The organism is Vibrio sp. A37 (genome assembly GCF_059777565.1).
Genome location: NZ_JBLNLI010000001.1, coordinates 635,432 through 658,761 on the forward strand (window position 1 = coordinate 635,432; position 23,330 = coordinate 658,761).

Annotated in this window: 23 protein-coding genes; 12 read left to right on the forward strand and 11 right to left on the reverse strand. The window is 40.4% G+C overall.

Features of this window, described 5'->3' with window-relative positions; translation table 11 throughout:
• Positions 1 to 2 precede the first annotated feature (2 nt).
• On the reverse strand, positions 3 to 1,220 hold the full coding sequence (locus ACM2FC_RS02655) for a hypothetical protein (RefSeq protein WP_498479277.1): 1,218 nt from the start codon (positions 1,218 to 1,220) through the stop codon (positions 3 to 5).
• Positions 1,221 to 1,242: 22 nt separating this feature from the next.
• Entirely contained in the window at positions 1,243 to 2,844 is a 1,602-nt protein-coding gene (locus tag ACM2FC_RS02660; protein WP_498479278.1) for a methyl-accepting chemotaxis protein, read from the reverse strand.
• Positions 2,845 to 3,069: 225 nt separating this feature from the next.
• On the opposite strand from ACM2FC_RS02660, the gene ACM2FC_RS02665 reads away from it, so the two are divergent.
• Entirely contained in the window at positions 3,070 to 3,534 is a 465-nt protein-coding gene (locus tag ACM2FC_RS02665; RefSeq protein ID WP_498479279.1) for a hypothetical protein, read from the forward strand.
• A 48-nt stretch (positions 3,535 to 3,582) separates the two neighbouring features.
• On the opposite strand, the gene ACM2FC_RS02670 is transcribed toward ACM2FC_RS02665, so the two are convergent.
• From ACM2FC_RS02670 to ACM2FC_RS02690, 5 genes are all read right to left on the reverse strand, one after another.
• Entirely contained in the window at positions 3,583 to 4,350 is a 768-nt protein-coding gene (locus ACM2FC_RS02670; RefSeq protein ID WP_498479280.1) for a substrate-binding periplasmic protein, read from the reverse strand.
• Positions 4,351 to 4,401: 51 nt separating this feature from the next.
• Positions 4,402 to 4,614 carry a hypothetical protein gene (locus tag ACM2FC_RS02675; RefSeq protein ID WP_498479281.1) on the reverse strand — a complete coding sequence of 71 codons (213 nt, stop codon included), beginning with the start codon at positions 4,612 to 4,614 and terminating at the stop codon, positions 4,402 to 4,404.
• 20 nt (positions 4,615 to 4,634) lie between these two features.
• Positions 4,635 to 5,036: a hypothetical protein gene (locus ACM2FC_RS02680; protein ID WP_498479282.1), complete on the reverse strand. Its 402-nt coding sequence runs from the start codon at positions 5,034 to 5,036 to the stop codon at positions 4,635 to 4,637.
• Between the two features lie 309 nt (positions 5,037 to 5,345).
• Positions 5,346 to 6,638 carry a response regulator c-di-GMP phosphodiesterase, NosR family gene (gene nosR, locus ACM2FC_RS02685; RefSeq protein ID WP_498479283.1) on the reverse strand — a complete coding sequence of 431 codons (1,293 nt, stop codon included), beginning with the start codon at positions 6,636 to 6,638 and terminating at the stop codon, positions 5,346 to 5,348.
• Positions 6,635 to 7,876: a sensor histidine kinase gene (locus ACM2FC_RS02690; RefSeq protein ID WP_498479284.1), complete on the reverse strand. Its 1,242-nt coding sequence runs from the start codon at positions 7,874 to 7,876 to the stop codon at positions 6,635 to 6,637. The genes nosR and ACM2FC_RS02690 overlap by 4 nt, the downstream gene beginning before the upstream one ends.
• A gap of 303 nt (positions 7,877 to 8,179) precedes the next feature.
• Between ACM2FC_RS02690 and ACM2FC_RS02695 the strand changes: the two genes are divergently transcribed.
• The 3 genes from ACM2FC_RS02695 to ACM2FC_RS02705 all read left to right on the forward strand — a co-directional run bounded on the left by ACM2FC_RS02695 (position 8,180) and on the right by ACM2FC_RS02705 (position 10,202).
• Entirely contained in the window at positions 8,180 to 8,947 is a 768-nt protein-coding gene (locus ACM2FC_RS02695) for a PilZ domain-containing protein (protein ID WP_498479285.1), read from the forward strand.
• Positions 8,948 to 9,123: 176 nt separating this feature from the next.
• The gene (locus ACM2FC_RS02700) at positions 9,124 to 9,426 is read left to right on the forward strand and encodes a PTS fructose transporter subunit IIB (RefSeq protein WP_498479286.1); all 303 of its coding nucleotides are present in this window, start codon (positions 9,124 to 9,126) and stop codon (positions 9,424 to 9,426) included.
• Complete coding sequence (locus tag ACM2FC_RS02705) at positions 9,423 to 10,202, forward strand: PTS sugar transporter subunit IIA (protein WP_498479287.1); 780 nt, start codon at positions 9,423 to 9,425, stop codon at positions 10,200 to 10,202. Before ACM2FC_RS02700 ends, ACM2FC_RS02705 begins: the two co-directional genes overlap by 4 nt.
• On the opposite strand, the gene ACM2FC_RS02710 is transcribed toward ACM2FC_RS02705, so the two are convergent.
• Complete coding sequence (locus ACM2FC_RS02710; protein ID WP_498479288.1) at positions 10,190 to 11,041, reverse strand: helix-turn-helix transcriptional regulator; 852 nt, start codon at positions 11,039 to 11,041, stop codon at positions 10,190 to 10,192. The genes ACM2FC_RS02705 and ACM2FC_RS02710 overlap by 13 nt on opposite strands.
• Positions 11,042 to 11,358: 317 nt before the next feature.
• Between ACM2FC_RS02710 and ACM2FC_RS02715 the strand changes: the two genes are divergently transcribed.
• The 7 genes from ACM2FC_RS02715 (at position 11,359) to ACM2FC_RS02745 (ending at position 18,656) form a co-directional block, all read left to right on the forward strand.
• Positions 11,359 to 13,263: a PTS fructose transporter subunit IIABC gene (locus tag ACM2FC_RS02715; protein WP_498479289.1), complete on the forward strand. Its 1,905-nt coding sequence runs from the start codon at positions 11,359 to 11,361 to the stop codon at positions 13,261 to 13,263.
• A 159-nt stretch (positions 13,264 to 13,422) separates the two neighbouring features.
• On the forward strand, positions 13,423 to 14,622 hold the full coding sequence (gene manA / locus ACM2FC_RS02720) for a mannose-6-phosphate isomerase, class I (RefSeq protein ID WP_498479290.1): 1,200 nt from the start codon (positions 13,423 to 13,425) through the stop codon (positions 14,620 to 14,622).
• A 57-nt stretch (positions 14,623 to 14,679) separates the two neighbouring features.
• Positions 14,680 to 15,585, forward strand: coding sequence for an ROK family protein (locus ACM2FC_RS02725; protein ID WP_498479291.1), 906 nt, complete (start codon positions 14,680 to 14,682; stop codon positions 15,583 to 15,585).
• Positions 15,586 to 15,779: 194 nt separating this feature from the next.
• Positions 15,780 to 16,427, forward strand: a complete 648-nt coding sequence (locus ACM2FC_RS02730; protein WP_498479292.1) for a TetR/AcrR family transcriptional regulator — start codon at positions 15,780 to 15,782, stop codon at positions 16,425 to 16,427.
• 68 nt (positions 16,428 to 16,495) lie between these two features.
• The gene (locus ACM2FC_RS02735; protein WP_498479293.1) at positions 16,496 to 17,158 is read left to right on the forward strand and encodes a TetR/AcrR family transcriptional regulator; all 663 of its coding nucleotides are present in this window, start codon (positions 16,496 to 16,498) and stop codon (positions 17,156 to 17,158) included.
• A 168-nt stretch (positions 17,159 to 17,326) separates the two neighbouring features.
• Positions 17,327 to 18,028 (forward strand): sulfite exporter TauE/SafE family protein, encoded by a 702-nt coding sequence (locus ACM2FC_RS02740; protein WP_498479508.1) that lies wholly within the window; start codon positions 17,327 to 17,329, stop codon positions 18,026 to 18,028.
• 202 nt (positions 18,029 to 18,230) lie between these two features.
• Entirely contained in the window at positions 18,231 to 18,656 is a 426-nt protein-coding gene (locus ACM2FC_RS02745) for a YccF domain-containing protein (protein WP_498479294.1), read from the forward strand.
• A 47-nt stretch (positions 18,657 to 18,703) separates the two neighbouring features.
• Here ACM2FC_RS02745 and ACM2FC_RS02750 read toward each other — a convergent pair whose 3' ends face one another.
• From ACM2FC_RS02750 to ACM2FC_RS02760, 3 genes are all read right to left on the reverse strand, one after another.
• Positions 18,704 to 19,573: a glycerol kinase gene (locus tag ACM2FC_RS02750; RefSeq protein ID WP_498479295.1), complete on the reverse strand. Its 870-nt coding sequence runs from the start codon at positions 19,571 to 19,573 to the stop codon at positions 18,704 to 18,706.
• Positions 19,574 to 19,718: 145 nt separating this feature from the next.
• Positions 19,719 to 21,683, reverse strand: a complete 1,965-nt coding sequence (gene glgX / locus ACM2FC_RS02755; RefSeq protein WP_498479509.1) for a glycogen debranching protein GlgX — start codon at positions 21,681 to 21,683, stop codon at positions 19,719 to 19,721.
• 304 nt (positions 21,684 to 21,987) lie between these two features.
• Positions 21,988 to 22,251, reverse strand: a complete 264-nt coding sequence (locus tag ACM2FC_RS02760) for a DUF3012 domain-containing protein (protein WP_498479296.1) — start codon at positions 22,249 to 22,251, stop codon at positions 21,988 to 21,990.
• 236 nt (positions 22,252 to 22,487) lie between these two features.
• Between ACM2FC_RS02760 and ACM2FC_RS02765 the strand changes: the two genes are divergently transcribed.
• Positions 22,488 to 23,327, forward strand: coding sequence for a MalM family protein (locus tag ACM2FC_RS02765; protein WP_498479297.1), 840 nt, complete (start codon positions 22,488 to 22,490; stop codon positions 23,325 to 23,327).
• Positions 23,328 to 23,330: the final 3 nt, after the last annotated feature.

The window sequence follows — 23,330 nt, forward strand, 5'->3', positions numbered from 1 at the left end:
TCCTAGAAAGTTATGTCCAATCGTAAGCTATATACGAGTAAATCGTCGGTTGTAGGTTGTCCAGAGAGGGACTCTGCAGCTTTGCCAGTTAAGCCACCATTAGTATCTCCAAAGTTATTTACTAATGTTACATCGCCTTTCAACGCCATATTCTCGTATAGGTCCCATCTAACACCGATTGAATAAGTGTTGTAAAACTGGTTTAAGAAAGCTTGAGAAATGGAGCTAGATTCGCGAAGATCATCGTCAGTTGTGCGCAAAAAACCTGCTGTTACGTAAGGCAGGAAGTCCCCGTAGTAGTAGCCTAGAGTAATATAGCCGGAATTGAAGTCGGGGTAGTCGCCCCCAATGTATTGCCTAATTAGCTCACCAATGACCAAATACTCACCATCATCATAAGAGAAGCCAGAACCGATAAACCAAGCATTTTCATCATCGATGGTCGCAGCAATGTTTGCGGGAGCAGGTATACCCGGAATTAGAACGGTGTTACCACCTTCGCTGTTTGTCAGAGTCGCACCATTTCCTTTTGCTCCGACGACCCTGAACATCATATCATCGTAATTCAAGGTAACATTCATCCCGTACGCTACTGGGAAGTCAATGTCTCCAAAGCCAGTATTGTCGTCATTGGCGACCGTATACCCATAAAAAGGCTGAACACGGATACTTGCTACATCTAGGTCAAACGTATATGTAGCATCAATACCGGTGTAAGACGTTAGCCCTGAAATTGCGTACACGTTTCTAGGGGGGCGAACCCATGGGTAGGCATAGCCTACGTCGACATAATCAGAATAAATATATAGAGGTAGTCCAAGCCGTCCTGCTCGAACAGTTATACCTGATTCAAAGCGATGTTTGAGGAAAGCCCAGCTGATATCCAGAGACCAATCGTTGGAGTCTTTGGCTACTCCTTGTACGCCGAGGCTTGTTCTTTCATTAAAATTGTAATCGGCTTGTAAGCCAACTAGTGATTGTTGACTCCAATCTATGTGCGTATTGGTAGGCATACCATTGTAGCCATAGAGCTGGCTCTGGTATGCGGCACCCAGACTTAAATACCCTCCAAATGAAAATTTGTCGTTATCACTATCTTGTATTCGATTGTTCACTACTTGCTGCTCTAGAAGCTCTACACGTTCTTCTATAGTTTGCTCAGCAAACGTAAACGGCGCACCAACAATCGTGGCTAGTGCGACCAACCTTTTCCACTGCATATTACCCCTCCTGGAAAACGGCTTAAACTTTGAATAGATTTACAACCACTTGTAGCTGTTCGGAAACCAACTTGACTTGGTTAGTTATATGGTCCATTTCATTGGTATGATTGGTGACATCAGTCGACACCTTTTCGATGTCGTTGATGTTATTCTGGATACTTCTAGAGGCAGCAGTTTGCTCCGTAGTAGAGCTTGCGATCTGCTGATTAATTTCAGATATTTGATTCGCTTTCAATGTTATTTCACCTAGAGAGTCATTTGCCTTTTTTGATTGATTGACACTTTCTTGGGCTTTCTGAGAGCCTCTCGCGATTGCTTCTACTGCTGATTTGGAATACGCTTTTAGCTGTGATAGCACTTCCTGAATCTCTTGCGTGGAGGATTGAGTTCGCGAGGCGAGAGTCCTCACTTCGTCTGCGACGACTGCAAACCCACGTCCGTGTTCTCCTGCGCGTGCAGCTTCGATAGCTGCGTTTAATGCAAGTAAGTTGGTTTGTTCAGCAATACTTTCTATCGTTTCTAAAATCGTGCTTACGCTGCTAGAGTGGCTATCAAGACTTTTTATTGTTTCAGAAGTATTTTCCACTTCATCAGCGAGTTGGTTTACTACCTCAAGTGTTGATTGAACGGTCTTTTGTCCAAATACAGCGGATTCATTAGTTTCACTAGCGATTAGAGAAGCTTGATTGGCGTACTCCGCAATTTGGTACACGCTATGGCTCATTGCTTCGATCGATTCGGAAGATTGATAAACTGACCTTTCTTGATTAGCAATCGACTGCTGTGTACTAGCGCTTGTTTTTGTGAGAGATTCAATAACTTCAACTAAGCCACTTGTACTGGTGCGAACAGAAGTAATGCTGGTTTGAAGCTTTTCGACAAATAAGTTGAACCAATGCACTAGTTCTTCTATCTCTTGGCTTCCGGAATAATTGATTCTTTCAGTTAAGTCGCCTTCTCCTTCAGCTATTTCTCTCAGTGAAGAGCTGACCCGAACGATAGACTGAACAGATGAGCGAATACTCCATACGCTGACGAGCAGGACACCCAAAATGATGACTCCAGATAGGAGTAGGCCGTATTCCCTAGCTTGCTCTGAGCTAGATAATGAACTTTCTATTATGTGGTTGAAATCGTTGTTTCCATTCCTTTTGAGTGTGCTAACATCTTCTCTCAAACGAGTTCTCAGCATATTTAGATTTGTCGCTAAACTCCCTATCTGCTCTGGTTCAATTGTTTCATTGATAATACCTTCAGATAACGTTTTTCCCTGTGTCATATATTGCTTGGCAATATTCTGAATCGCGATAATGGTATCTTTCTGCTCGGGTAAAATGCGCTCAATTCTATTCAGCTCATTTCGCAATATTTGATATGAATTTTCAGCGGACTTTATGGCTTCCTCTTCCCCCAAGGTAACAGCGGATTCGAAACTTTGTTCAATTTGTTTGATTGTTCCATCAGCAATGGTGGCGGCTTCTAGAGCAGGAAAATAGATGTTCTTGATTTCCTTTACCCTCTTTTCGTTGTCGGTCAATATTAGGTTGATGCTCAGCATAAAAACTAAGAAGCCAGCAACTGCGGTGAGTGTAGGGATAGCAACTTTATGACTGAACTTCATGAGTACACCTAAAAATGAGTTGGAAACCGACCATAGTCCTTATGGAGTTATTGGATGCCTTACTTGTAACAAGTGCGACTAGGTCGTTAAATTCCTGTGGTTAAATTTTAATCACAATTATACATATAATTTACGGTAAAAAAAACCCCAATAAATGCTTTTTTGCGTATCACTTACGAATTCGATATGATTCACTAAAGCAACTCAGTTAATAGGAGAGATAAAGTGGCAAGAATCTCTAGAGAGCAAAAAGAAAAGAATTTTATTCGGTATAATCAGGCTGTTTTGGATATTTTTATTAATAACGGTCTTGAGGGAATTACTTACGAGTCTTTGTCTAAAGAAACCAATACAAAAATAAGTACATTACAAGGTTACTATCCGACGACATTAGACTTATATAAAGCACTGAGTGGTCAGGTGATGCCCTCAATAATAAAAAGTTTGGATCTATCGTCTGAAGAGAAATTTATACATTCATGGACAGATGCTTTAGAAAACAATAAAGGATTTAAGTGCGCCATTGTTTTGATGATGTCTTCTATTGTTAAGAATGGAGATAGAAAGAGTTTTTCTCAAGCGTTAGTAAAATTAAGCCAAGCGATTGATGAAAAAATCCCAACGAAAGGAGAAGAGTTAATTGAGGTGGTGATTGGAAAGTCGATTTTAACTCTGTTAAATGAAGAGTAGAACAATTATATTATGAGTATTGGGTAGTCTGAATTTAGATGGTATGAATCAGTCATAGATATTCATTGATGGCACCTCAGCCTCACTAAACTCTAAGACACCGTTGTAGACTATCCAGTCATTTGAATCGTATATGTTAGCCCACTTTTTTACAATTTGGCTAAAAGTGCCATCACTTTTCATTGTTATTAATGTGTTATTCCATTTTTCTATAACTTCGTCCGGAGTTTTTCTAGAGAAGCCAATATAAACGTCAGAAGAGAATAACTTTAGTACAGGCTTAAATTTATTGATACCAAGCTCCTTTTCTTTTAAAAGAACCGGAAAATCTAAATCTGATTGTGCTATCAAAGTGCCTCTCTTTTTTGAGAACATCAAAATCGCTTGGCTCCAGCTGATCAAGTTAACTAAATTTTGGAAATCGTTATTTGTCAAATATTGGGACTTAGAATCCCCTTGGACCACCAGAATAGAAGATACATTTTTTGCTTCTTCTAAAGAGAGTTCGCTAGAGGCAAATGTTGATCTCGAATATAGATACATTTTTTTTCGAGCGATAGGGCCGACCCATTTAAATTGGTTCTTTCTTTCCGGAGTCTTACTTATTGAAAATAGAACAGTGTTTTCTCTATTTAAAAGGATTTTATATGCTCTGGCCCAAGGGACGTAACGTATTTCAGCTTGAATATTATTTCGCTTAACGATTTCTCGTACGATATCCGTTGTTATCCCATCAATAATATTGCCTCTTACCCTGTTTAAAGGAGGCTCATTTATTGTGTAGATTTGAATATCTGCTGCATTAGAAGAAGTCAAAGCTACACACCATATAAAAAGGAATGTTAGAAAACACTTCATATTTAGTATTCAATGGGAGATCGAGATATCAATATGATAATTTCTTACAACTCGGCATATATAAAAAACACGAGCAGGACTTACATTTTCAAATGATAACCCCATTTTAGCTAGGTAGTTGGTGACAATAACCAGCTGTTCCACAGAGAGTGCTTCTAGCATTTTCCTTGAAGGTGTTAGCGCGTGTTGTTTTTTGTTAATTCGATTCCGTTCGGTTTGCATTATTTATTTCCTTAAAAGATCTATATGGGTTGGTCATCTGTACAATTTAGTGACCAAAATACAAAAGCCGCGTCGCTGCTTTTATATTGTTGAGAGTTAGAAATATCACTTATTATCGATGCATAACGGTGGGAAATGTCTTCCTTAGGAACGCCTAGTGCAAGGTTTAACAAATACACTTGAACTTGATGTTTAATTATTTTTGTCTGAGCGATATTTGATTTATAGGCAGCATATGAACATCTTGATGCACCGAGAGAAGCAATATTTAGTTCAGTTCTAGTGTAATGGGTGCGTAGCATGCTGACGATGTTATTTATTGATAAATCTTTTGAAGACTCAACAGTAGAGATAGAAGCAAATGAGCTGCTACTAGCGAACCCTATAATGGCGAGCATAATAAGTGTTATTCCTTTAAACATTACGTCTTCCATATCTTATTTAATGCATGTATATTACCGTATAAATTACGTAATAAAAAGTGTTGTTTATCTATGAGCAGAAAAAAACTGCTTAATATATACATAAGATGATGATTTAAAAATAAAGTTTAGGATAAAAAAGTTTTGGTGAAATATTTGTTGCTCAAATACAATTTTAATATTGATGGCTATACTTGAAGAGATGATTTGGTTATCAATTAAGGTGTTACAGATAGGATATCTGTACTACTTGCACAGACAACGAAAGGAATCATCGCAAGGGGATGCCTAGTTGCTATCCCCTTTTTATTAAACGAAAAGGATTATTGGTTGATCACCATCTTTTTCTATTTGTTTAAGTTTTTCTAGCATTTGTTGGCTGATTTCCTGTCCAGCTGTAACCATTACTTTTCCATTCGGTAGATGAAGGTCCTGTTTTAGTACATCTCCTGCTTTTAGTTGATCTAGGCCAATACAGGAGTCTGCATTGAGTTCTGTTGCTTCGTTCTCAACGACGTAGTTAAACGCTTTGACTATATCAGGATCATACAGTTTACCTGTATGATCTTTAATGAAGTTTCTTGCACTAGCAGGCGTCATGCCCAATCTTGAATTGTTGCTGGAGATGAAAAATTCGTAGTTTTTGGCTACACGGAGTATTTTCGAACCGATTGGTATATCGTCGCCCGATAGGTGATCTGGTAACCCTGTACCATCGTGATTTTCATTTTGATGGAGTATGATTTCAACAATGGGTTCAAACTGAGCTATTTGGCCAATGATTTCTGCGCCAAGTTTTGGGTTGTCATCAGGGATTTTGATGCCATCGATAGAGGTGGTAACAGCGGTATTACTTTGGTCAATCATACCGATTTGATGGACTAAAGCAGCTAAGTAAATATACGAAATTTCCATGTCAGAGAGTTCAAGTTTCTTCGCAACCACTTTTGAGATTTCCGCGATTCTTTCTGTGTGCAGACTAGAGTTTCCGGTTGAGTGTTGAATGACAGCTTGGAGAGTTAAAAGAATGTCTTTAAAGGCTTGGGTTCTATGTTTAAAAAGTTTTTGTAATCGAGTATTTGTTTGCTGGAGCTGTTTTGTTCGCAGTGTCACTTTGTCTTCTAAACTTTCGTTGAGCGAAGCTAGCTGCTGATTTTTTGTTTCTAACTCAGCAATTAACATTTGTCTTTCCTGCTTTAGGCGGAATATCTCAGACGCCTTAGAAAGTGTTTGCCGTAGCGCCTCATTATCCCAGGGCTTTGCTATATAGGTATGAATACCGCCTTCATTCACCGCAGAGATTGTAGACTCTATATCACTATAACCAGTAAGTAGAAAACGAATGGAGTCGGGAGATATAGATTTTGCCTTGGATAAAAACTCAGCACCGTCCATTTCTGGCATTCTCATATCCGATATGATCAGTGAAACATCGTTTTCTTGCAAATGCATTAACGCTTCGGAACCTTTGGTAAATGAACTTACTTCATAGTCATAACGTAATACCCTAGTTAGGGAATTAAGTATGTCTTGTTCATCATCTAGTAAGAGAACTTTCAGTTTCGGGGTTTGGTTCCCATTTGTGATCACTTCTTGGCTCATCCGGTCTCCCTCTTACTAATATCTTTTGCATCATTAATGGGCAAAAGAACGATAAACTTTGTACCTTTCCCCGGCTCACTTTCCACCAAAATGTCGCCATTATGCGATTGGATAATATCTCTGGATATCGATAGTCCTAACCCTGTCCCTTGGCCTACGACCTTAGTGGTAAAAAATGGCTCGTAGATGCTCGCAATTTTTTCCGGTTCAATTCCTTTACCATCGTCTGCAATAATGACTTGAACAGTTTCCGTGTCGAATTGTTTGACCGTTATTTCAATCGTGCCTTTTTTTTCAATCGCTTGACTGGCGTTAATCAACAAATTCATAAAAACTTGATTTATCTTCACAGGCTGGCATAGGACTTTAGGTGTATTCGGAGAGTAGTGTTTAACTATTGTGGTTGTGTATTTGATTTCGTTGTGAATGATTTTTAGAGTGTTGTCGATTCCAGCTGCGATGTCTGATAGGACGCGTTTAGAGTCGTCTGCGTGAGTAAACTCTTTAAGATTTTTAACTATTGCAGTAATTCGCTCAGTACCATCAAGCGACTCTTTGATCATTTCGTTTATGTCAGACAGAAGTAAGGGAAGCTGGGAATTTGATACCTCTTGTTCAATCTGCTCGTTAAGTTCATTGCTACCCATGTCAGAGATGAGCTTTCGTATACTTTTATAGCTGTTCTCTATTTGCTCAAAGTATTCAGATAAAGTTTGCATGTTGGAGGAAACAAAACCAACTGGGTTGTTGATTTCATGTGCTATCCCAGCGGAAAGTTGTCCTACTGACGCTAATTTTTCGCTTTGAATCAACTGCTTATAAGCTTTATTTCGTTCAGCCTGCAATTGATCGATATAGGATTGGTTGGTATTAATTGGGATAAAAGTCAGTCTGTAGAGTTTAGTATCACTCTTGCATGATGTGGTTAACTCCAGCTTTAGGTCAATCGCATTACATATGTAAGAATTAAATAGTTTGAAAATAGGATTTAAAATTGGCTTATATTCTTTCCATTTAAAGTATTTCGAGGTGCGTGCTATTTTCTTAGAACTCGAGTTTGGACTAAACAATACGTCGAGAGAAGGAAATAGTTCGTTGATAGATTTGTTTAGCAACGACTCCTGTTTACCTCCAAAAGTATCAGAGAAAGCTTTGTTGTATTCCACGATCAGAAATTCGTTTGTCATGGTACAAGTCGGATGGTCTACAGACTCTACAGATAATACGATGCCGTTCATCAGTTCTCCATGATCGATATGATTAGCTTAACTCTTTTTGTAGAGAGTGAATTGCAACTTCCTGATACAACCTCTCTCAAATTAATATTATCTATCTAAAAAGAGTAGTCGGTTTTATCCATAGGAACAGTTGTTTATACTTTTTCTTCATTCTAGTAGTTTGCAAAATCGGCCCAATAATCAATATGAATGTAGTGACATAGGTGATTGGTGGCACAAATTTACATCTTTATTTCTTGTCTGAATGACGTTTATACAATATATATTAAGGATAACTATAAATACTAAAAAGGGATGGCTAGTATGACTCAGTTAGTTAACCAAGAAGCTGTGTTGAAAACTCAACATGTTGAAAATGAAGCAACAAATTCATCTCCGAGTGAAAGAGAAGTCGTTAAAGAGAGCCACGTATTAAATGGTGAAGATGCGTTCGCTCAGGTGAGTGCGATGAGTGACATCGCATACAACATTACCACTCCAACAGGTAAAAGGCTCCGCTGTCGCTCTAAATATATTGGAATGCATTCAAACAACCTACTTTTCATTGAAAGTCCAGTTGTGACTCCCCAGGAGTTTGCAGTTTTCTTCCAACGAGGTTTCCCCCTTAAAGCGTGTGCTATTTCCCAAAAAGGGGAAGGGGCGAGAATTTACTTCAAAAGTAAAATAGAGTATGTCGTTCAGGCTGGAATGAACAGTATCGTGATTGTGTCATTACCTAGTGCTACTCAGATTGATTACAACTTACGCTCAGAAGCGCGTTTAGAGATTTCTCTAGAAGGCATTTTGGAGCCACAAGAGCGAAAGTTTTTATGTGAAATTCGAGATATTTCCGCTCAAGGTTGCCAAGTTGTCGTCAATCGAAATGCCCGTGAGTATAAAGTGGGCAACCCCATTGAATTGCAAATTCTTGCGGGGAATAGTCCTACAGTCCAAGGTGTAATAAAAAATAAGAAACGCTCCAACCAATATTGGAAATATGGAGTGTTGTTTGATGAATCATGCCAACAGGCTTCGATTGAATTAGTTGAAAAGTTGAGCTTTGACCAAGCGAACCAAAAATACCTTCTGTGATCCTCAACAGGGCGTGGCAATTTCAATGGATTAGTACGCCCTAATTGCTTCCAAAAATAAGGTGCTGTATGACGTAGCACTGCTTCTTGATACATAACATCGTAGCCAACTCGCATTTTTAGGTTGTTTGGGTATAGAATGCAGCCACGAGAAACTTATGTGTACCCACAATTATTATGAAAATAATCGCCGTAACAGCTTGTCCTACAGGGATAGCTCATACTTATATGGCAGCAGACTCGCTAAAAAAAGAAGCGCAAAAGCGCCATATACAATTAAAAGTAGAAACCCAAGGAGCAATGGGAATCGAAAATCAACTTACCGCCAGTGATATTACGCACAGTGACGTGGTTCTGATTGCATCAGATGTGGAAGTTGAACTAGCGGATAGATTTTCTCGCTGTAAAGTGCTGCACGCTTCAATTGAAGACGTGCTAACTAACGTAGGCTCTGTATTAGAGCGCTGCATCGCTGCATGATCGCTAGCCGCATAACATTCTATCTTGCCAGCCAAGGGCTCCCAGGCTGGCAGCTTAACGAGTTAAAAAATCTAGCTGGATTGTTTCGCTCGGTGATTGTGTTGGTAAACATTACTCAGTCTAAGCAGGCAAACATTGAACACAGTTTAAAAATGATGAGCGTTAAAAACTGTTGTGGTGATATGTGTCAGTTGGTTATTGAGGGGTTAGATGCTGAGCTGGCTTGCATGGTATTTAGTGAATATTTTTCTGAAAAGCACTATCTCATTGCTACTACGCATAGCCAAAAGAGGATGCCCACAGAAGAAATGCGAAGCTTGTCAGTAAATAGTTTAAGCATCCCTGTAAATTGGTCTTTCATTCATAGTAGCGCTAGTTGTAAAGAGGAAGCTTTAGCGCAAGCGACATTGTGCGCATGCTCTGCTAACGCTGACCATTTACTTGAAGCTTTGTTAAAACGAGAAGAGGTTTCTTCAACTCAAATCAGTGAAGTCATGGCTTTACCTCACGTTATGTCGGAGCATCTCGAAGAGGTTGCAATAATTTCACATTTTACAGATCAAACTATTGAATGGGCAGAAAATAAATCAAACCCAATACTTATTTTGATGTTATTGATACCCGCTAAAAAGGGCAGGGAAACACTGCAGGCCTGCATTCGCTTAACCCGTTGGTTACTTCTTGAAGAAAACCAGCAACTATTAATCTCTAATCGTGATGAATTTTTAGCAAAAGAGATTATTTCCCACATTATGGCGAATTATCAGCCTGAGTGAGTACTCGCTCTATATTCTGTCGGTGTTAGGCCCGTCTTGGATTTAAAGACCCGAAAGAAGTAGTTCACATCTTGAAAACCACATCGTGTTGCCACTTCTGCCAATCTAAAATCATATTTCTTCAACATAAATTTTGCTCGATCAATCCTTACCCAAGAAATGTAATCAGCCAAAGTCATATGTCCTTGTTTACGGAACATTCTGGACAAGTGGTTTGGTGATATGTTGAATCGACTAGCAATATTGCTTCGGCTAATAGCGCGATGAAAGTTTTCTTGAATATAAATACAAATACCTTGATAAAGATCTTCGCCACGATTGTTTGTAGCATTACTTGGCTGGTCCAATATACTGCTGCAATAGTTAAGCAATGCCAATAGAAGATACTCGTCCATCGGTTGCTTGTGTATCTCGTGAGCTAGGGCATTTATAGCGTCTAAAATATGATCGATTGCGTGACCTGTGCGAGTAGGAACACTGTGTTTTCGGACGTCAGTAAACCCCTCTAGTCCCTTCTTTTTACTTACTAAGCTGAAACCAAGTTGCCGGCGACCAAATAGTAAACTGAGCACTGAACAAGACTCATCCCACTGAGGTTTATTCCAGCAGTTTGGGGGCACGTACAACGCATCTCCTTCATGGATGGTAACTGTACTAATACCATGCCCTTGATCCTCAATTTCATTGACATAAGTACCTTTTAGCACAAGCTCCAATCGAGGGAAATTCACTTGGTAGCTAAATGGTGGAGGCGTGCAGCTGTCTCCACCGAACCAGATGCGATTAAAGCTGTTTCTTTTTTTGAGTAAACCCTCAATAAGGTGCTTAAACGTATTCACTTTACTTACCTATGCCAATGATTTTATTGATACTTAAGTCCAATTCTAAAATTTTTCTGTACGGTAAAAAATTTTGTGATTTTTGTTATCTAATAGATGATAAATTTAAGTTCATGAAAATAAAGAATAAAAACAAAGTTAGAATACGATAAATATTCCTGATAGAAGTAAGACGAAGATCACACTTAATAAACGATGTTACAAAAATCCAGTAAATGCATTATTCCTACACTATTGTTGCTCATAATCTTCCGCCAGAATGTGTTCATCAAATAAATAGAAAAATTTTTATATATTTTCCAATATAGGTGGGACAAATGATCACTCAACTGATAAATGAGAATTTGATTAATTTGAATCTCAAAGCGACTAACAAAGATGAAGTCTTTAAAGAGCTTATTGAAATTCTTTATCTTCAAGGTCGTATAAATAATAAAGAACAGTTTCTAACCGATGTATTAGCACGTGAAGACCTAGGTAACACTGGCTTTGAAGATGGAGTCGCTCTACCACACGCTAAAAGTACCGCTGTTGTTGAACCAGCAGTTGTGATTGGGGTTAGCAAGCAAGGCATCGAATATGGCGCAGAAGACGGTCAGCCTTCTAAACTGTTCTTTATGATCGCTTCACCAGATGGTGGGGCAAATCATCATGTTGAGGTTCTCGCAGAGCTTTCCTCCAAGCTAATTGAAGATGGATTTATCGACAAATTCTTAAGTGCGACAGGCGAGCAACAGGCGCTTGAATTATTACTAGAAAAAAATCAATCTGAATCTCCAACAACTGAGGCAAACAAGGGCTTTTTAATCGGCGTGACTGGTTGCCCGGCTGGGGTTGCGCACACATACTTGGCGGCGGAGTCTTTGGAAAAAGGTGCTGCTGAGCTGGGGTACAAAATTAAAGTCGAAACGAATGGCTCAATTGGCGTAAAAAATAGTCCAACAGTAGACGAAATCGCTGAAGCTGACGCCATTGTTGTTGCATGCGACAAGCAAGTCGATATGGCTCGATTCGCTGGTAAAAAACTGATTGAGACTGGAGTAAAAGCACCGATAAAAGATGCAAAAGGCGTTATCCAACAAGCGTTGGAAGCTAGCCCATACAAACCTAAGGAACGAAGTAGCGCGTCAAGTCCGGCAGAAAAAGGTTCTGGCGCACGTTCTGAGTTGTATCGTTATTTGATGAATGGTGTATCTCACATGATCCCATTTGTCGTCACGGGTGGTCTTCTAATCGCGTTATCTCTTGCAATTGGCGGTCAGCCAACGCCTTCTGGGATGCAAATTCCACATGGTAGTATGTGGAATCAGGTCTTAAATGTTGGTGTAGTAGCTTTCCAATTAATGATCCCAATTTTGGCAGGGTACATTGCGTATGCCATAGGTGATAGACCAGCTCTCGCACCAGGTTTGATAGGTGGGTGGATTGCGAATAATGGCTCTTTCTATGGAGCGCATGCCGGTACCGGGTTCATCGGCGCTATTATTGCAGGCTTACTTGTGGGCTACTTTGTGAAATGGGTGGCCAGTATCAACTATCACAAGTTTATTCAGCCTTTGGTGCCAATTATGATTGCTCCAATCACAGGTACCCTGTTTATCTCAAGTTTATTTATCTTTGTTATCGGTGCTCCTATTGCTAGCTTGATGCATGGATTGACGGAAATTCTTACTGCTATGAGTACAGGTAACGTTGTGTTGCTGGGTATTGTTCTTGGTGGTATGGCAGGCTTTGATATGGGTGGTCCATTCAATAAAGTTGCCTTCTTATTCTCTGTTGGAATGATTGCGAGTGGTCAGACTCAATTTATGGGCGCAATGGCTTGTGCTATTCCCGTCGCACCACTAGGTATGGCGATAGCAACAGTGATTGGCCGCAAACTAAATATTTTTGAAGAGGCTGAAATCGAAGCGGGTAAAGCTGCTGGCGCGATGGGCTTGGTTGGCATCTCAGAGGGTGCAATTCCATTTGCTGCGTCAGATCCGATTTCTGTGATCCCAGCCAATATGATCGGTTCAATGGTGGCAGCAGTTATGGCATTCTCTTTCGGTATTACAGATAGCGTTGCCCATGGTGGGCCAGTGGTTGCGCTACTTGGTGCGATGAACAAACCTGAGCTAGCACTATTTAGCATGTTAGTCGGTGCGATAGTGACAGCTGTAGTTTGTGTAACATTAAAGAAATTTCGTAAACAAAAAGTAGAGTTAGCCGTCGCTCAGTAATTGATGAAGTTTTTTTGGCTCTTGCTCTGCTGGAGCCAATTTTCAACAACAAGCTAGGTAACTAGCATATGCTCCTGGTTTAGTCTCTCCCGCAAGGCATAACCAATTGTTGTACTCCCGACTGACATGTTCGGGAGATTTTTTATTAAGGTGAATACAATGTCGAATCATTCAACCCCATGCTTTTTCCCTATGTACAATGTCATTCAAAACTATGCTTGGGGCAGTAAAACATCGATACAAGAACTGTTTGGCATAGATAACAGTCAGCAGGAACCACAAGCTGAAATTTGGATGGGGGAACACCCAAACGGTTGTTCGGACGTGCTACTTAATGACAATAAGATCTCGTTATCGCAGCTTATCGAAAATGATAAAGCTGCGTTTTTGTCTCAGGAGACAGCTGAGCAATTTGGTCAATTACCATACCTATTTAAAGTTCTTGCGGCCGCGAGCGCTTTGTCTATTCAAGTGCACCCAAGCAAAGAGTTAGCTGAACAAGGCTTTGCAAAAGAAGAACAGCAAGGTATTCCACTAAAAGCAGCAAACCGAAACTACAAAGATCCAAATCATAAGCCAGAGCTTGTATTCGCTCTTACAGATTACCAAGCGATGAACGGGTTTCGTCATTTCGACAGCATTATTTCTTTGTTTAAGCAGGCTAACATCCCAGCATTAGCTCCGCTAGTTGACGAATTTGCATTGAATGTTACTTCGGAAGGTCTACAGAGTTTCTTTAGCAAACTTCTCTCTTTAGATGGTTCTGTAAAAGAGCAAGCGGTTGATGAGCTTATGGTTTTCGCGAATGAAAATAGTGACTCGTCACTCTACGCTCTAATACTTAAGCTGGAGCAGCAATACCCGGGCGACATTGGTTTATTTGCGCCTCTCATGTTGAATGTGATCACCCTGAAGCCTGGTGAAGCGATGTATCTCGACGCGCTGACACCACATGCCTACATCGAAGGCACTGGCCTAGAAATCATGGCAAACTCAGACAATGTACTTCGTGCAGGGCTCACTCCTAAGCACATGGATGTTGAAGAACTCGTGCATTGCACTTTGTTCCAAGAAAAACCTGTAGAAACGCTTTTGTTACAGCCAAAAGAAGAAAAGGGTATTCAAAGTTATCCTATTCCTGTAGCGGATTTTAACTTCTCAGTTTATAGGGCATCGAACGATCGTCAAATTGATGTGAGCAGCGCGGAAATACTGTTACCTATCGATGAAGATATGGTGGTTAGCCATGCATCTGGAGAATCAATCACTATCGAAAAGGGCCAGTCGGTATTTATTCCAGCCTACGCGAAATCTTACACGCTTAAATGCGCTGGTCGGGTAGCACGGGCTTATAACTAGAGCATGCGCTCGCTATAAGCGCAAATTCATTAAAATTTGTATGACAAGGGGATAGATGTGTTAATTGGTTTTGATATTGGTGGTACTAAAATAGAAGTCTGTGTGATGGATGATGCAGGCAAAGAACTAAAAAAGCGACGTGAACCCACTCAAAGAAACTATCAAGGCTTTATTGAGCAAATAGCGGCAATGGTTGCCGAGTGTGATCGAGAATTTGGTCATATCGACAAAATTGGTATGGGCTTACCAGGTGCGATCAGTCCAGTAACCGGATTGGTTAAAAATGCCAACAGTACATTTCTCAATGGCAATGACTTAAAGCATGATTTGGAAACTCAGCTAAATCGTCCAGTCAGCATTGCGAATGACGCTAATTGCTTTGCGTTATCTGAAGCGGTTGATGGAGCGGGTAAAGATGGTCAGCTGGTGTTTGGCGTGATTATCGGTACGGGCTGCGGGGGTGGGTTTGTCTTTGACAAACAAGTCATTGTTGGGTCAAATGCGATTTGCGGAGAGTGGGGCCATAATCCTTTGCCAAGCTACAGTAGCGAGATTGACGGTCCAGAACGAGAGTGTTATTGCGGAAGAAAAAACTGCATTGAGACGTTTATCTCAGGGACGGGATTTGGAGTGACAGGTGAGCAGATATTTGGCGAACCAATTGCCACTAAGGATATTATCGAACAATATCGCGGAGGTGATGAGCGAGCGACGAAAGCGTATCAGTTGTTAGTTGACCAAATGGCTCGTTGTCTTGCTTCTATTGTCAATATCCTAGACCCAGACGCGATAGTACTTGGTGGTGGGTTATCTAACGTCGACGAGCTGTATGAGGATTTACCACTCGCAATGGAACGTTATATATTTTCTGATTCTGTTCGTTTGAATGTTCAAAAAGCAGAATACGGTGACAGCAGTGGTATCCGAGGCGCTGCGTGGCTGTGCTCTGATGCGGTTAATTAGCCTAGCGACTTGATTGTATTTATTGGATTTCTATTCTAGGTTGACTGTTCAGTGGGTGCTAAGCATCCACTTTTTTTATCTCTATGCTAGAAAAACAGATATGTAATCTTGATTTCAGAGCTGGGCCCTGCATATTTGTTTTGTTTAGGTATAATAATTATCAAGTAAGTATTTTATTGATATCTGAATATACTATGAGAAAAGTTGGCCGCCCAAACATCGACAGCAACCTAAGTGAAAAGTTGCTGCTTTGCGCGCGAGAATTGTTTGCAAACATGCCTTACGAAAAGGTGTCAATCCGTATGATCGCGAATAAAGCTGAAGTCAATAGCTCGATGATCAGTTATTACTATGGCAGCAAAGAAGGGCTGTTTGAAGCCATGTTCTTGCACACGACGCAGCCAATCTATAAAAAGATTCAGGAGTTGGGTAATAACCCAACGGGAGATTCTTTAGTGGACCTCATCAATAAAATTGCCGATGAGTTTTTTAAAGCGCCGATGATACCTAGGCTGATGACCCAGGCAATGAACATGCCGCCTTCAGATTCGAAGCGAAAACTTGCAGAGCGATTGATGCAAGAATTTTCTAAACCACTCCATGAAATAATATTTAGTAAACTCATCGAAAACGACGTGATTAGGGAAGATATGGATCCTTATCTTTGCCGGCTATCTTGGCTCAGTCTAGTTATGTTTCCTTTTTTAATACCTTCAAGTGCGTACGAATTAGCAAAAGGGCTTGATCAGTCCGAAGAGTTTTTCAAAAAGCTAATGGAGCATAATATAAAGCTAATGACACATGGTTTTATAAAAACACCACCATCTAACAGCGATAACTAAGCTTAACTTAATGTTAACCATATGTGACCTAATATCCGGATACTTTTTCAGTCAAAACGTATCCACCTATGAAAACGAAAGCCAAGAAATTAGGTCGGCCAGTAAATAGTGACGTCAATATTCGACTTCTACTTATCCAGCAGGCTCGTCATTTGTTTTTTAGTATGCCTTACGAGAAAGTGTCGATTCGCTTAATTACACGAAAAGTAGGAGTCAGTAGTGCTCTGATCCGTTACTATTTTGGTGACAAGGAAAGGTTGTTTGAATCAGTTATTTATAGTGTGGCGAAGCCAATTTTTGAGCAGGTGCGTAGAGTAAACAATAATTGCAGCAGCTATGATGATTTTATAAAAATAGCGACCTCGTTATTCCAACAAATTAAAAACACACCTCAGCTTCCACTCTTTTTATCTAATATGATGAGATTGCCGACAATTGACTCAAAGCGAATTATCGTAGAGCAGGCATTTATTAACCTTAGTATCGAACTTTACGATGATGTTCTTTCAAAGCTATCTTGCTCCGGAGTATTGAGAAAAGACATGGACATAAAGCTCTGCCGTTACTCATGGGTGAGTCTTATGTTTTACCCTTTTATCATGGCTCAAGAACAATACGGACTACAAGGAATTGCAACGGAAGATCACTTTTTGGATAAGATATTTCAGCATAACCTGCAGCTAATGACTCATGGTTTTATTAATAGTAAATCTATTGCCTTAACTGATTGATTCCAGACTTTAACGCCGCAAAGTGATACCCTTATCGAGTCTCTTGCTTGCGATTCTTTGAGGGTGCTTCTCCTCAACCGAATCCCTGACAGCTATTTTAACTTTTCTTGTGCGAACATAATTGAGGAACGGAGGTGGAATGTGTCCGAGTGGTTTAGTACTCCTGGGATGATTGCTATGTTACTGATTTTTGTCGGGGCTTTTGTTCAAACGGCCATTGGGTTTGGTTTAGCCATTGTTGCAGCACCGCTCCTTTATATAGTTTCGACAAATTATGTTCCTGCGCCGATTGTTATGGTTGCACTTTTTGTTTCACTTCTTAATCTATTTAAATATCGCTCGAAAGTCTCTGTTGGTGGACTAAAGATGGCTTTGTTTGGTCGCGTACCTGGTTCGATAGCTGGTGGTGTTTTATTGGTTATGGTATCTGCAAAAATGCTATCGTTGTGGCTGGGTTTACTTGTTCTACTTTCTGTTTTAGTGAGTTTATTACCATTTCGTATTGAGCCAACGGGTTCCCGCATGTGCATTGCAGGTTTCTTTTCTGGTTTCTTTGGCACGAGCTCTGGAATAGGAGGACCACCAATGGCATTGTTACTTCAACACCAAGAAGCGAACCAATTACGCGGCAACCTCTCCGCATTTTTCGTATTCAGCTCAATAATGTCTCTAGTCGTACAGATTCCATTTGGTTTTCTTACTCTCCATCATGTTTGGATAACCTTGCCTTTAATTCCTGCAGCTTGGTTAGGTTATTTTGTTGCGCTCAAAACGACACAATCGTTACCCAAAGAACAGATCCGCTATGGGGCATTGGTATTATGTCTCGTTAGTGGGCTTACAGCAGTATGGCAAGGCCTTACAATGTAGCAAGATTGCTGTTAGGAAATATTTAGATATAAAATGAACTTTGATTTGAATTATTTGTTGTATGAATTCGTGTTATTGTGAATCATGACAGGAATTTTACCAATGGAACGTTTTTGTCCAGCATTATATGTAGGTGCAATCTGAATCCTGTAAACCAGTCGTTCAGGCAATTAACATCAAAGAGAATTTTTAGGTAAGACATATGCGAACAATCGGCAATATAATTTGGTTTTTGTTGGGTGGCGTATTCATGGGCCTTTTATGGTGGATGTTTGGTCTATTGGCTTTTATCAGTATTGTTGGGATCCCTTGGGGGAAGGCGTGTTTCGTGCTAGGACGTTTCTCGTTCTTTCCATTCGGCTATGAAGCTGTTTCAAGAAATGAGATCTTTAGAGAGCATGATATCGGTACAGGGCCTTTGGGGTTTATCGGTAATGTGATTTGGTTTTTCGTCGCTGGTATTTGGCTTTCTTTAGGCCACCTAATATCTGCTGTCGCGTGCTTTGTCACGATAATTGGTATTCCGTTTGCGATTCAGCACTTGAAGTTAGCAGTGATTTCTTTGGCACCAATTGGTAAAACAGTCGTGTCCAAGCAAGAGCTATCTTGGGCAAAATATTCGAGGTAGCAAAACAAATAAAGGTGCTCTCAAGAATGTGGAGCTCTTGAGAGACTCTAATAAGACTTGATACCGAACTTTTTTAGTGCATTAGGTAGCTTGTCATCAAGATGCTCAATATCTTTGTAATACACTTCAACGAGGTTTAAGCCGTTCTTGGTGTAATTCATTTTTATATTAGTGATTTCTTGTTCGTTCATTTCACCGGTATCAGTCGCGAAATACTGCACATAAACTTTACCGACTGGTAAATAAAAATCACTAATAACATCGTCCTCGATAGGAAGTGGTCTATTGTAGGAATGGGCAATGCCATTCATATATAGCCAGTTGTCGATTAGGAGCTCGCCAGTTGAATTTACATAGTGTCCATCTAATGTCCTATGCTTGGCCTCAAATTTTTGACGAAAACTACTTATAGAATGGTCTGTAGAGTGAGAAGTGGCATCTTTTCCAAGAAACTCATCGATGGTTTGTCTCAACCTTTTATTTCTCACAATGGAAGGGTGCCAAACTGCGAACAATTGTTTTGATGTAGGATCTGTTTTTTGACTCCCTCCAGCGGTCAAGCCTAATGTTGTTACTTTCCAGCCTTGTTCAGTATTATTGATCCACCCTAACTCATTGAGTAATTGATTTATTTTTTTTGCATTTAGTTGAAAGCGCTGGCCAATTTGCGTAGCGGATAAAGTCTCTGAATTTGAATGATTATCATCAATAACTAGATTGTTTGGCCAAACAATGAACTGTCCATACTGTTTATGCTGAACGTAGTCGCCACCAAACTTTTTCCCCAATGATGTCAAAATCCAGCTATCGCCATTTCGGTTGATATAGCCTGCTCGTTTTAAATCCGAGAAAAGTTGCTTGGGCTCTAAGCCCCGTAGTTTTGCTAGCGCTGAGGTGGAGAGTTTGTCTCTGTCCATATTCAACCTATGAAACCCGTAACCATTGGTTAATCTTAACGGAAATTGGATGTTGCCCCGCAGAGCAACATCACAAGATAGCTGTGCACATACTCAAGTAACTTAAGATAGGCTATTTGGCTGCACAGGTTACTTGGGGAGACTATCAGTCGGGATCGTAGTAAAAAATTGCCATAGAAGTGGAGGCTAGCAAGACGTTTTTTTTGTCGGTAACGACGTTCAAATCGTTGCAAGCTGTGTTGCAAATCATGGTCCACTGTTGTTCATTGTCGTCGGGTAACGTAAAGCGGGTGGGAGTGTTGGTTTGGTTGATGCAATAAAACAATTCCTCTCCAGTACCATCCTGACCAATACACAAGTGCAAGGCGAGCGAATTGAGTCTGTTCCAATCATCATAATCCATTACTTCTCCGCTACAGCGTTTCCAAAATATCCGATTATGATTTCGTCTTTCTCCACAGAAAGCTGAAATAATGGGTGCCATATATTTTTGTCTTGCTGCTACCATGCCAGACAACCAATGTTGGAATTGGCATTTTGTGGTGGTTTCACTCCAATCAACCCAGCTTATACCGTTGTCTTGGCAATAGGCATTATTATTACCTTGTTGAGTGTGGGATAGGACATCAGCCATCAAAATGTGAGGAATACCAAAAGAAAAGAGCAGGCTAGCCAGCATATTGCGCTTTTGCTTTTCGCGGATAGCGATGATTCGAGGGCTATTGGTTTCACCTTCGGTCCCATAATTCTCAGACCGGTTGTCACCGTGACCATCTCGGTTTTCTTCACCATTTGCTTCGTTATGTTTGTGCTTATAAGAGACTAAATCTTGCAACGTAAAACCGTCATGGTAAGTGATGTAATTGACGGTAAGGTTATACGGCCAGTGAGCGGCACTGTAGAGATCTCTTGAGCCCATAAGCCGCGTGGCAAAGTCTTTTAAAAAGCCATTGTCACCCCGCCAGAAGCTACGCGTAATATCCCTTAACCGATCGTTACATTCATTCCAACCTAGCGGAAAGTTTCCCACTTGGTAGCCATTAGGGCCGATATCCCATGGCTCAGCGATCAGCTTTACTTCGCGTAAAATAGGATCTTGAGCGACCGCTTTGAAGAAAGTGGACTCACGATTAAAGTCATCACCATTTCGACCTAAAGTTGCTGCTAAATCGAATCTAAATCCATCAACATGATACTCTGTTACCCAGTATCGTAGCGTGTCCATAATGAGGTTCAGGCTTGGTTGATAAGTTAAATCTACGGTGTTGCCGCAGCCGGTATAGTTTACATGATGTTCGTCATGCAATAGGTAGTATTTTTCATCTAACCCTTTCAGGTTAAAGGTTGGGCCGTCGGTCCCACCTTCTGCGGTATGGTTATAGACCACGTCTAAAATCACTTCGATACCGTTTTTGTGCAGTTCACGTATCGCAGTCTTTAGCTCTATGGTGGCATCCTCGATAGCGTAGCGAGGGTCTGGCACCATAAATAACATTGGGTTGTAGCCCCAATAGTTCACCTTATCCATTTCCAGTAAATGGGGTTCGTGCATACATGCAGCGATGGGAAGTAGCTGCAAAGCGGTGATATTTTGCTGTTTATAAAATTCCAGCATTGCAGGGCTCACCAAGCCCAAATATTTACCCCTTTTTTCAGCTTCGACCAACGGATTTAACTGAGTTATACCTTTTACATGAGTTTCAAATAACACCAGTTTTTGACGAGGAGTATTGGGCTTTTTAGTTTCTTGCCAATCGAAATTACTGTTAATAACGACCGATTTTGCTAACTGAAAACTTTGTAGTGAAGTAAAGGGAGGGTGATAAGTAAGAGTATGATCAAGGGCTTTGGCGTATGGGTCTGAAATTAAGTGAGGAACGCCGTCTACTTCAATAACGTATCCGTATCTTTGCCCAGGCTGAATATCGGGAATAAATGTATGCTGAATGCCTTTATCGACCCCTTCAAGCAAATGAAGGCTATAGTGGTGACCTGCTCCCTCAAACAAGGCGAGTTTGACGTTGCTGTTTGGAGCATACACTGAAAAGTTACAGCCGTTAGTATCTAGCGTCGCACCAAGGGGGTATGGGCGAGAGCGTATTTTTGTCATATTCATAAGTGCAGTGCTTGCTGTGTTTGTGAAGTTTTAGTAAAAAACTTTCTTAATTAACGTTTATAAGGCAGATAGAATATATTTTTACTGAAATTTTATTTCACTTATCCATCTGATATATAAAAAAATGTGACCAATATCACCTTGTGTAGTGGTAAAAATCAACTGAAAGAAATAAGTGCTTCATCCAATGACACCCATCACTATCCAGAGCAGGCTGGTAAAGCCTGCTCACATGAATACGAATTGATTTGAAGGTATGGACCTGCCTGTTTGCTAATTAGATTCCGAACAAGCGTATTTAAAGTACACAATACTTTGCGTACTCTATCGCTTCATTGCCGGTCCAGTCTCCTTTAGGCTTTTCATTCATATCCTTGCACCACGTCTTACTTCCAATTTCGTTCTGGAAAACACAGTACTTGGCAAAATTAACTGCATTGTCTGTAGTCCATTCAGATTTTGGTTTTTCTTTCAATTGATTACACCATTTTACTGATCCTACTTCATCAGTACATGCACTTAACGTGATGGTGACGAGGATTAAAAGTAGAAGTTTTTTCATTTTTACTATCCGTTATTGCTTTAGTTCAGCACTATAGCGTCTTCTACTACCGAAAATCTAGCGGGCTAGAGTCGTTACGCTTGGCATAGCCCCTAATCTCAAAAATCTATCACGTGTTAATCTTGATTAATTCGATTAAATAGACACGTTGACTTTGGCTCGTTATTATCTGCTGAATTCTTTCTTTTGGGCTAGTTTGGATTCCGTTCCGTCTGGCTATGTAAGGTAACAAAAGTATGAAAATACGCTTTATTGCTGTGATTTGTAGTGTGATTTTGTCAGGTTGTGTAACGACTACGGTTGAAGAAAGTATTCCCGTCAGTCAGAGAACTTCTCACTCAGTTTTCGAGCTGCAACGTACCACGTTAAGTGTTCCAAGTACGGCGACTATTGAAATTAACCAACACACCCAATATCTAAAGTCACGTTTTGTCGATAGCCCAGTGGCTGCTTTCAATATACCAGCAGATAGTGGAAATCTGGATATCAAAATTTCGAGTACGGTCAACAAAAGCGTGTTCTATCCTTCTGCGGTGATTATGAGTGCTCAAGGAACAGTCCTAAAGTCTTTTGATAGCGCCGATTTTAAGTATCAGTTGCCGAAATTTGGTTTGAATGGCCACTTGGTGGCAGACAAAACTTTTCAACCACCTATGGGTGCTGCTCAGGTGTACCTTATCGTATACACGCAAAAATCTTCACTTGGTGGCAAAACGCAAATTATTAATCCCAAATATTTAGAGGCTAAGTCGAAAGGAGCTGAACTTCCTGCCCAGCAGTACCTTCAAGTGCTTCACTCAGATGAAGGTGTGATTACAGTCAATGTAGAAAATGCAAACGCAAGTGTCAGTCACTACAACAGAACCTCTACTACAAGCTCTAATCTGCAGTCACCAAAACCAGCTCCAGTGCTATCCAAAACTGAATATTATAAGACTGCGATAGAGGCGGCTGTTGATACTAATAATGTTCCTAGGGCAATTGATTTAGTCAAAGAAGCTAAGTCAAAGAATATTCCAGGTATGGAGCAAGTGTTTGTAAACGCGATGCAGAAAAAAAGTGCTTCAAACAATTAGGCT

Bases quoted from the DNA above. Each gene is read 5' to 3' on its own strand.
- ACM2FC_RS02655 (WP_498479277.1), bottom strand. From the start codon at position 1,220: ATGCAGTGGAAAAGGTTGGTCGCACTAGCCACGATTGTTGGTGCGCCG.
- ACM2FC_RS02660 (WP_498479278.1), bottom strand. From the start codon at position 2,844: ATGAAGTTCAGTCATAAAGTTGCTATCCCTACACTCACCGCAGTTGCT.
- ACM2FC_RS02675 (WP_498479281.1), bottom strand. From the start codon at position 4,614: ATGCAAACCGAACGGAATCGAATTAACAAAAAACAACACGCGCTAACA.
- ACM2FC_RS02680 (WP_498479282.1), bottom strand. From the start codon at position 5,036: ATGTTTAAAGGAATAACACTTATTATGCTCGCCATTATAGGGTTCGCT.
- nosR (WP_498479283.1), bottom strand. From the start codon at position 6,638: ATGAGCCAAGAAGTGATCACAAATGGGAACCAAACCCCGAAACTGAAA.
- ACM2FC_RS02690 (WP_498479284.1), bottom strand. From the start codon at position 7,876: ATGAACGGCATCGTATTATCTGTAGAGTCTGTAGACCATCCGACTTGT.
- ACM2FC_RS02695 (WP_498479285.1), top strand. From the start codon at position 8,180: ATGACTCAGTTAGTTAACCAAGAAGCTGTGTTGAAAACTCAACATGTT.
- ACM2FC_RS02700 (WP_498479286.1), top strand. From the start codon at position 9,124: ATGAAAATAATCGCCGTAACAGCTTGTCCTACAGGGATAGCTCATACT.
- ACM2FC_RS02705 (WP_498479287.1), top strand. From the start codon at position 9,423: ATGATCGCTAGCCGCATAACATTCTATCTTGCCAGCCAAGGGCTCCCA.
- ACM2FC_RS02715 (WP_498479289.1), top strand. From the start codon at position 11,359: ATGATCACTCAACTGATAAATGAGAATTTGATTAATTTGAATCTCAAA.
- manA (WP_498479290.1), top strand. From the start codon at position 13,423: ATGTCGAATCATTCAACCCCATGCTTTTTCCCTATGTACAATGTCATT.
- ACM2FC_RS02730 (WP_498479292.1), top strand. From the start codon at position 15,780: ATGAGAAAAGTTGGCCGCCCAAACATCGACAGCAACCTAAGTGAAAAG.
- ACM2FC_RS02735 (WP_498479293.1), top strand. From the start codon at position 16,496: ATGAAAACGAAAGCCAAGAAATTAGGTCGGCCAGTAAATAGTGACGTC.
- ACM2FC_RS02740 (WP_498479508.1), top strand. From the start codon at position 17,327: ATGATTGCTATGTTACTGATTTTTGTCGGGGCTTTTGTTCAAACGGCC.
- ACM2FC_RS02745 (WP_498479294.1), top strand. From the start codon at position 18,231: ATGCGAACAATCGGCAATATAATTTGGTTTTTGTTGGGTGGCGTATTC.
- ACM2FC_RS02750 (WP_498479295.1), bottom strand. From the start codon at position 19,573: ATGGACAGAGACAAACTCTCCACCTCAGCGCTAGCAAAACTACGGGGC.
- glgX (WP_498479509.1), bottom strand. From the start codon at position 21,683: ATGACAAAAATACGCTCTCGCCCATACCCCCTTGGTGCGACGCTAGAT.
- ACM2FC_RS02760 (WP_498479296.1), bottom strand. From the start codon at position 22,251: ATGAAAAAACTTCTACTTTTAATCCTCGTCACCATCACGTTAAGTGCA.
- ACM2FC_RS02765 (WP_498479297.1), top strand. From the start codon at position 22,488: ATGAAAATACGCTTTATTGCTGTGATTTGTAGTGTGATTTTGTCAGGT.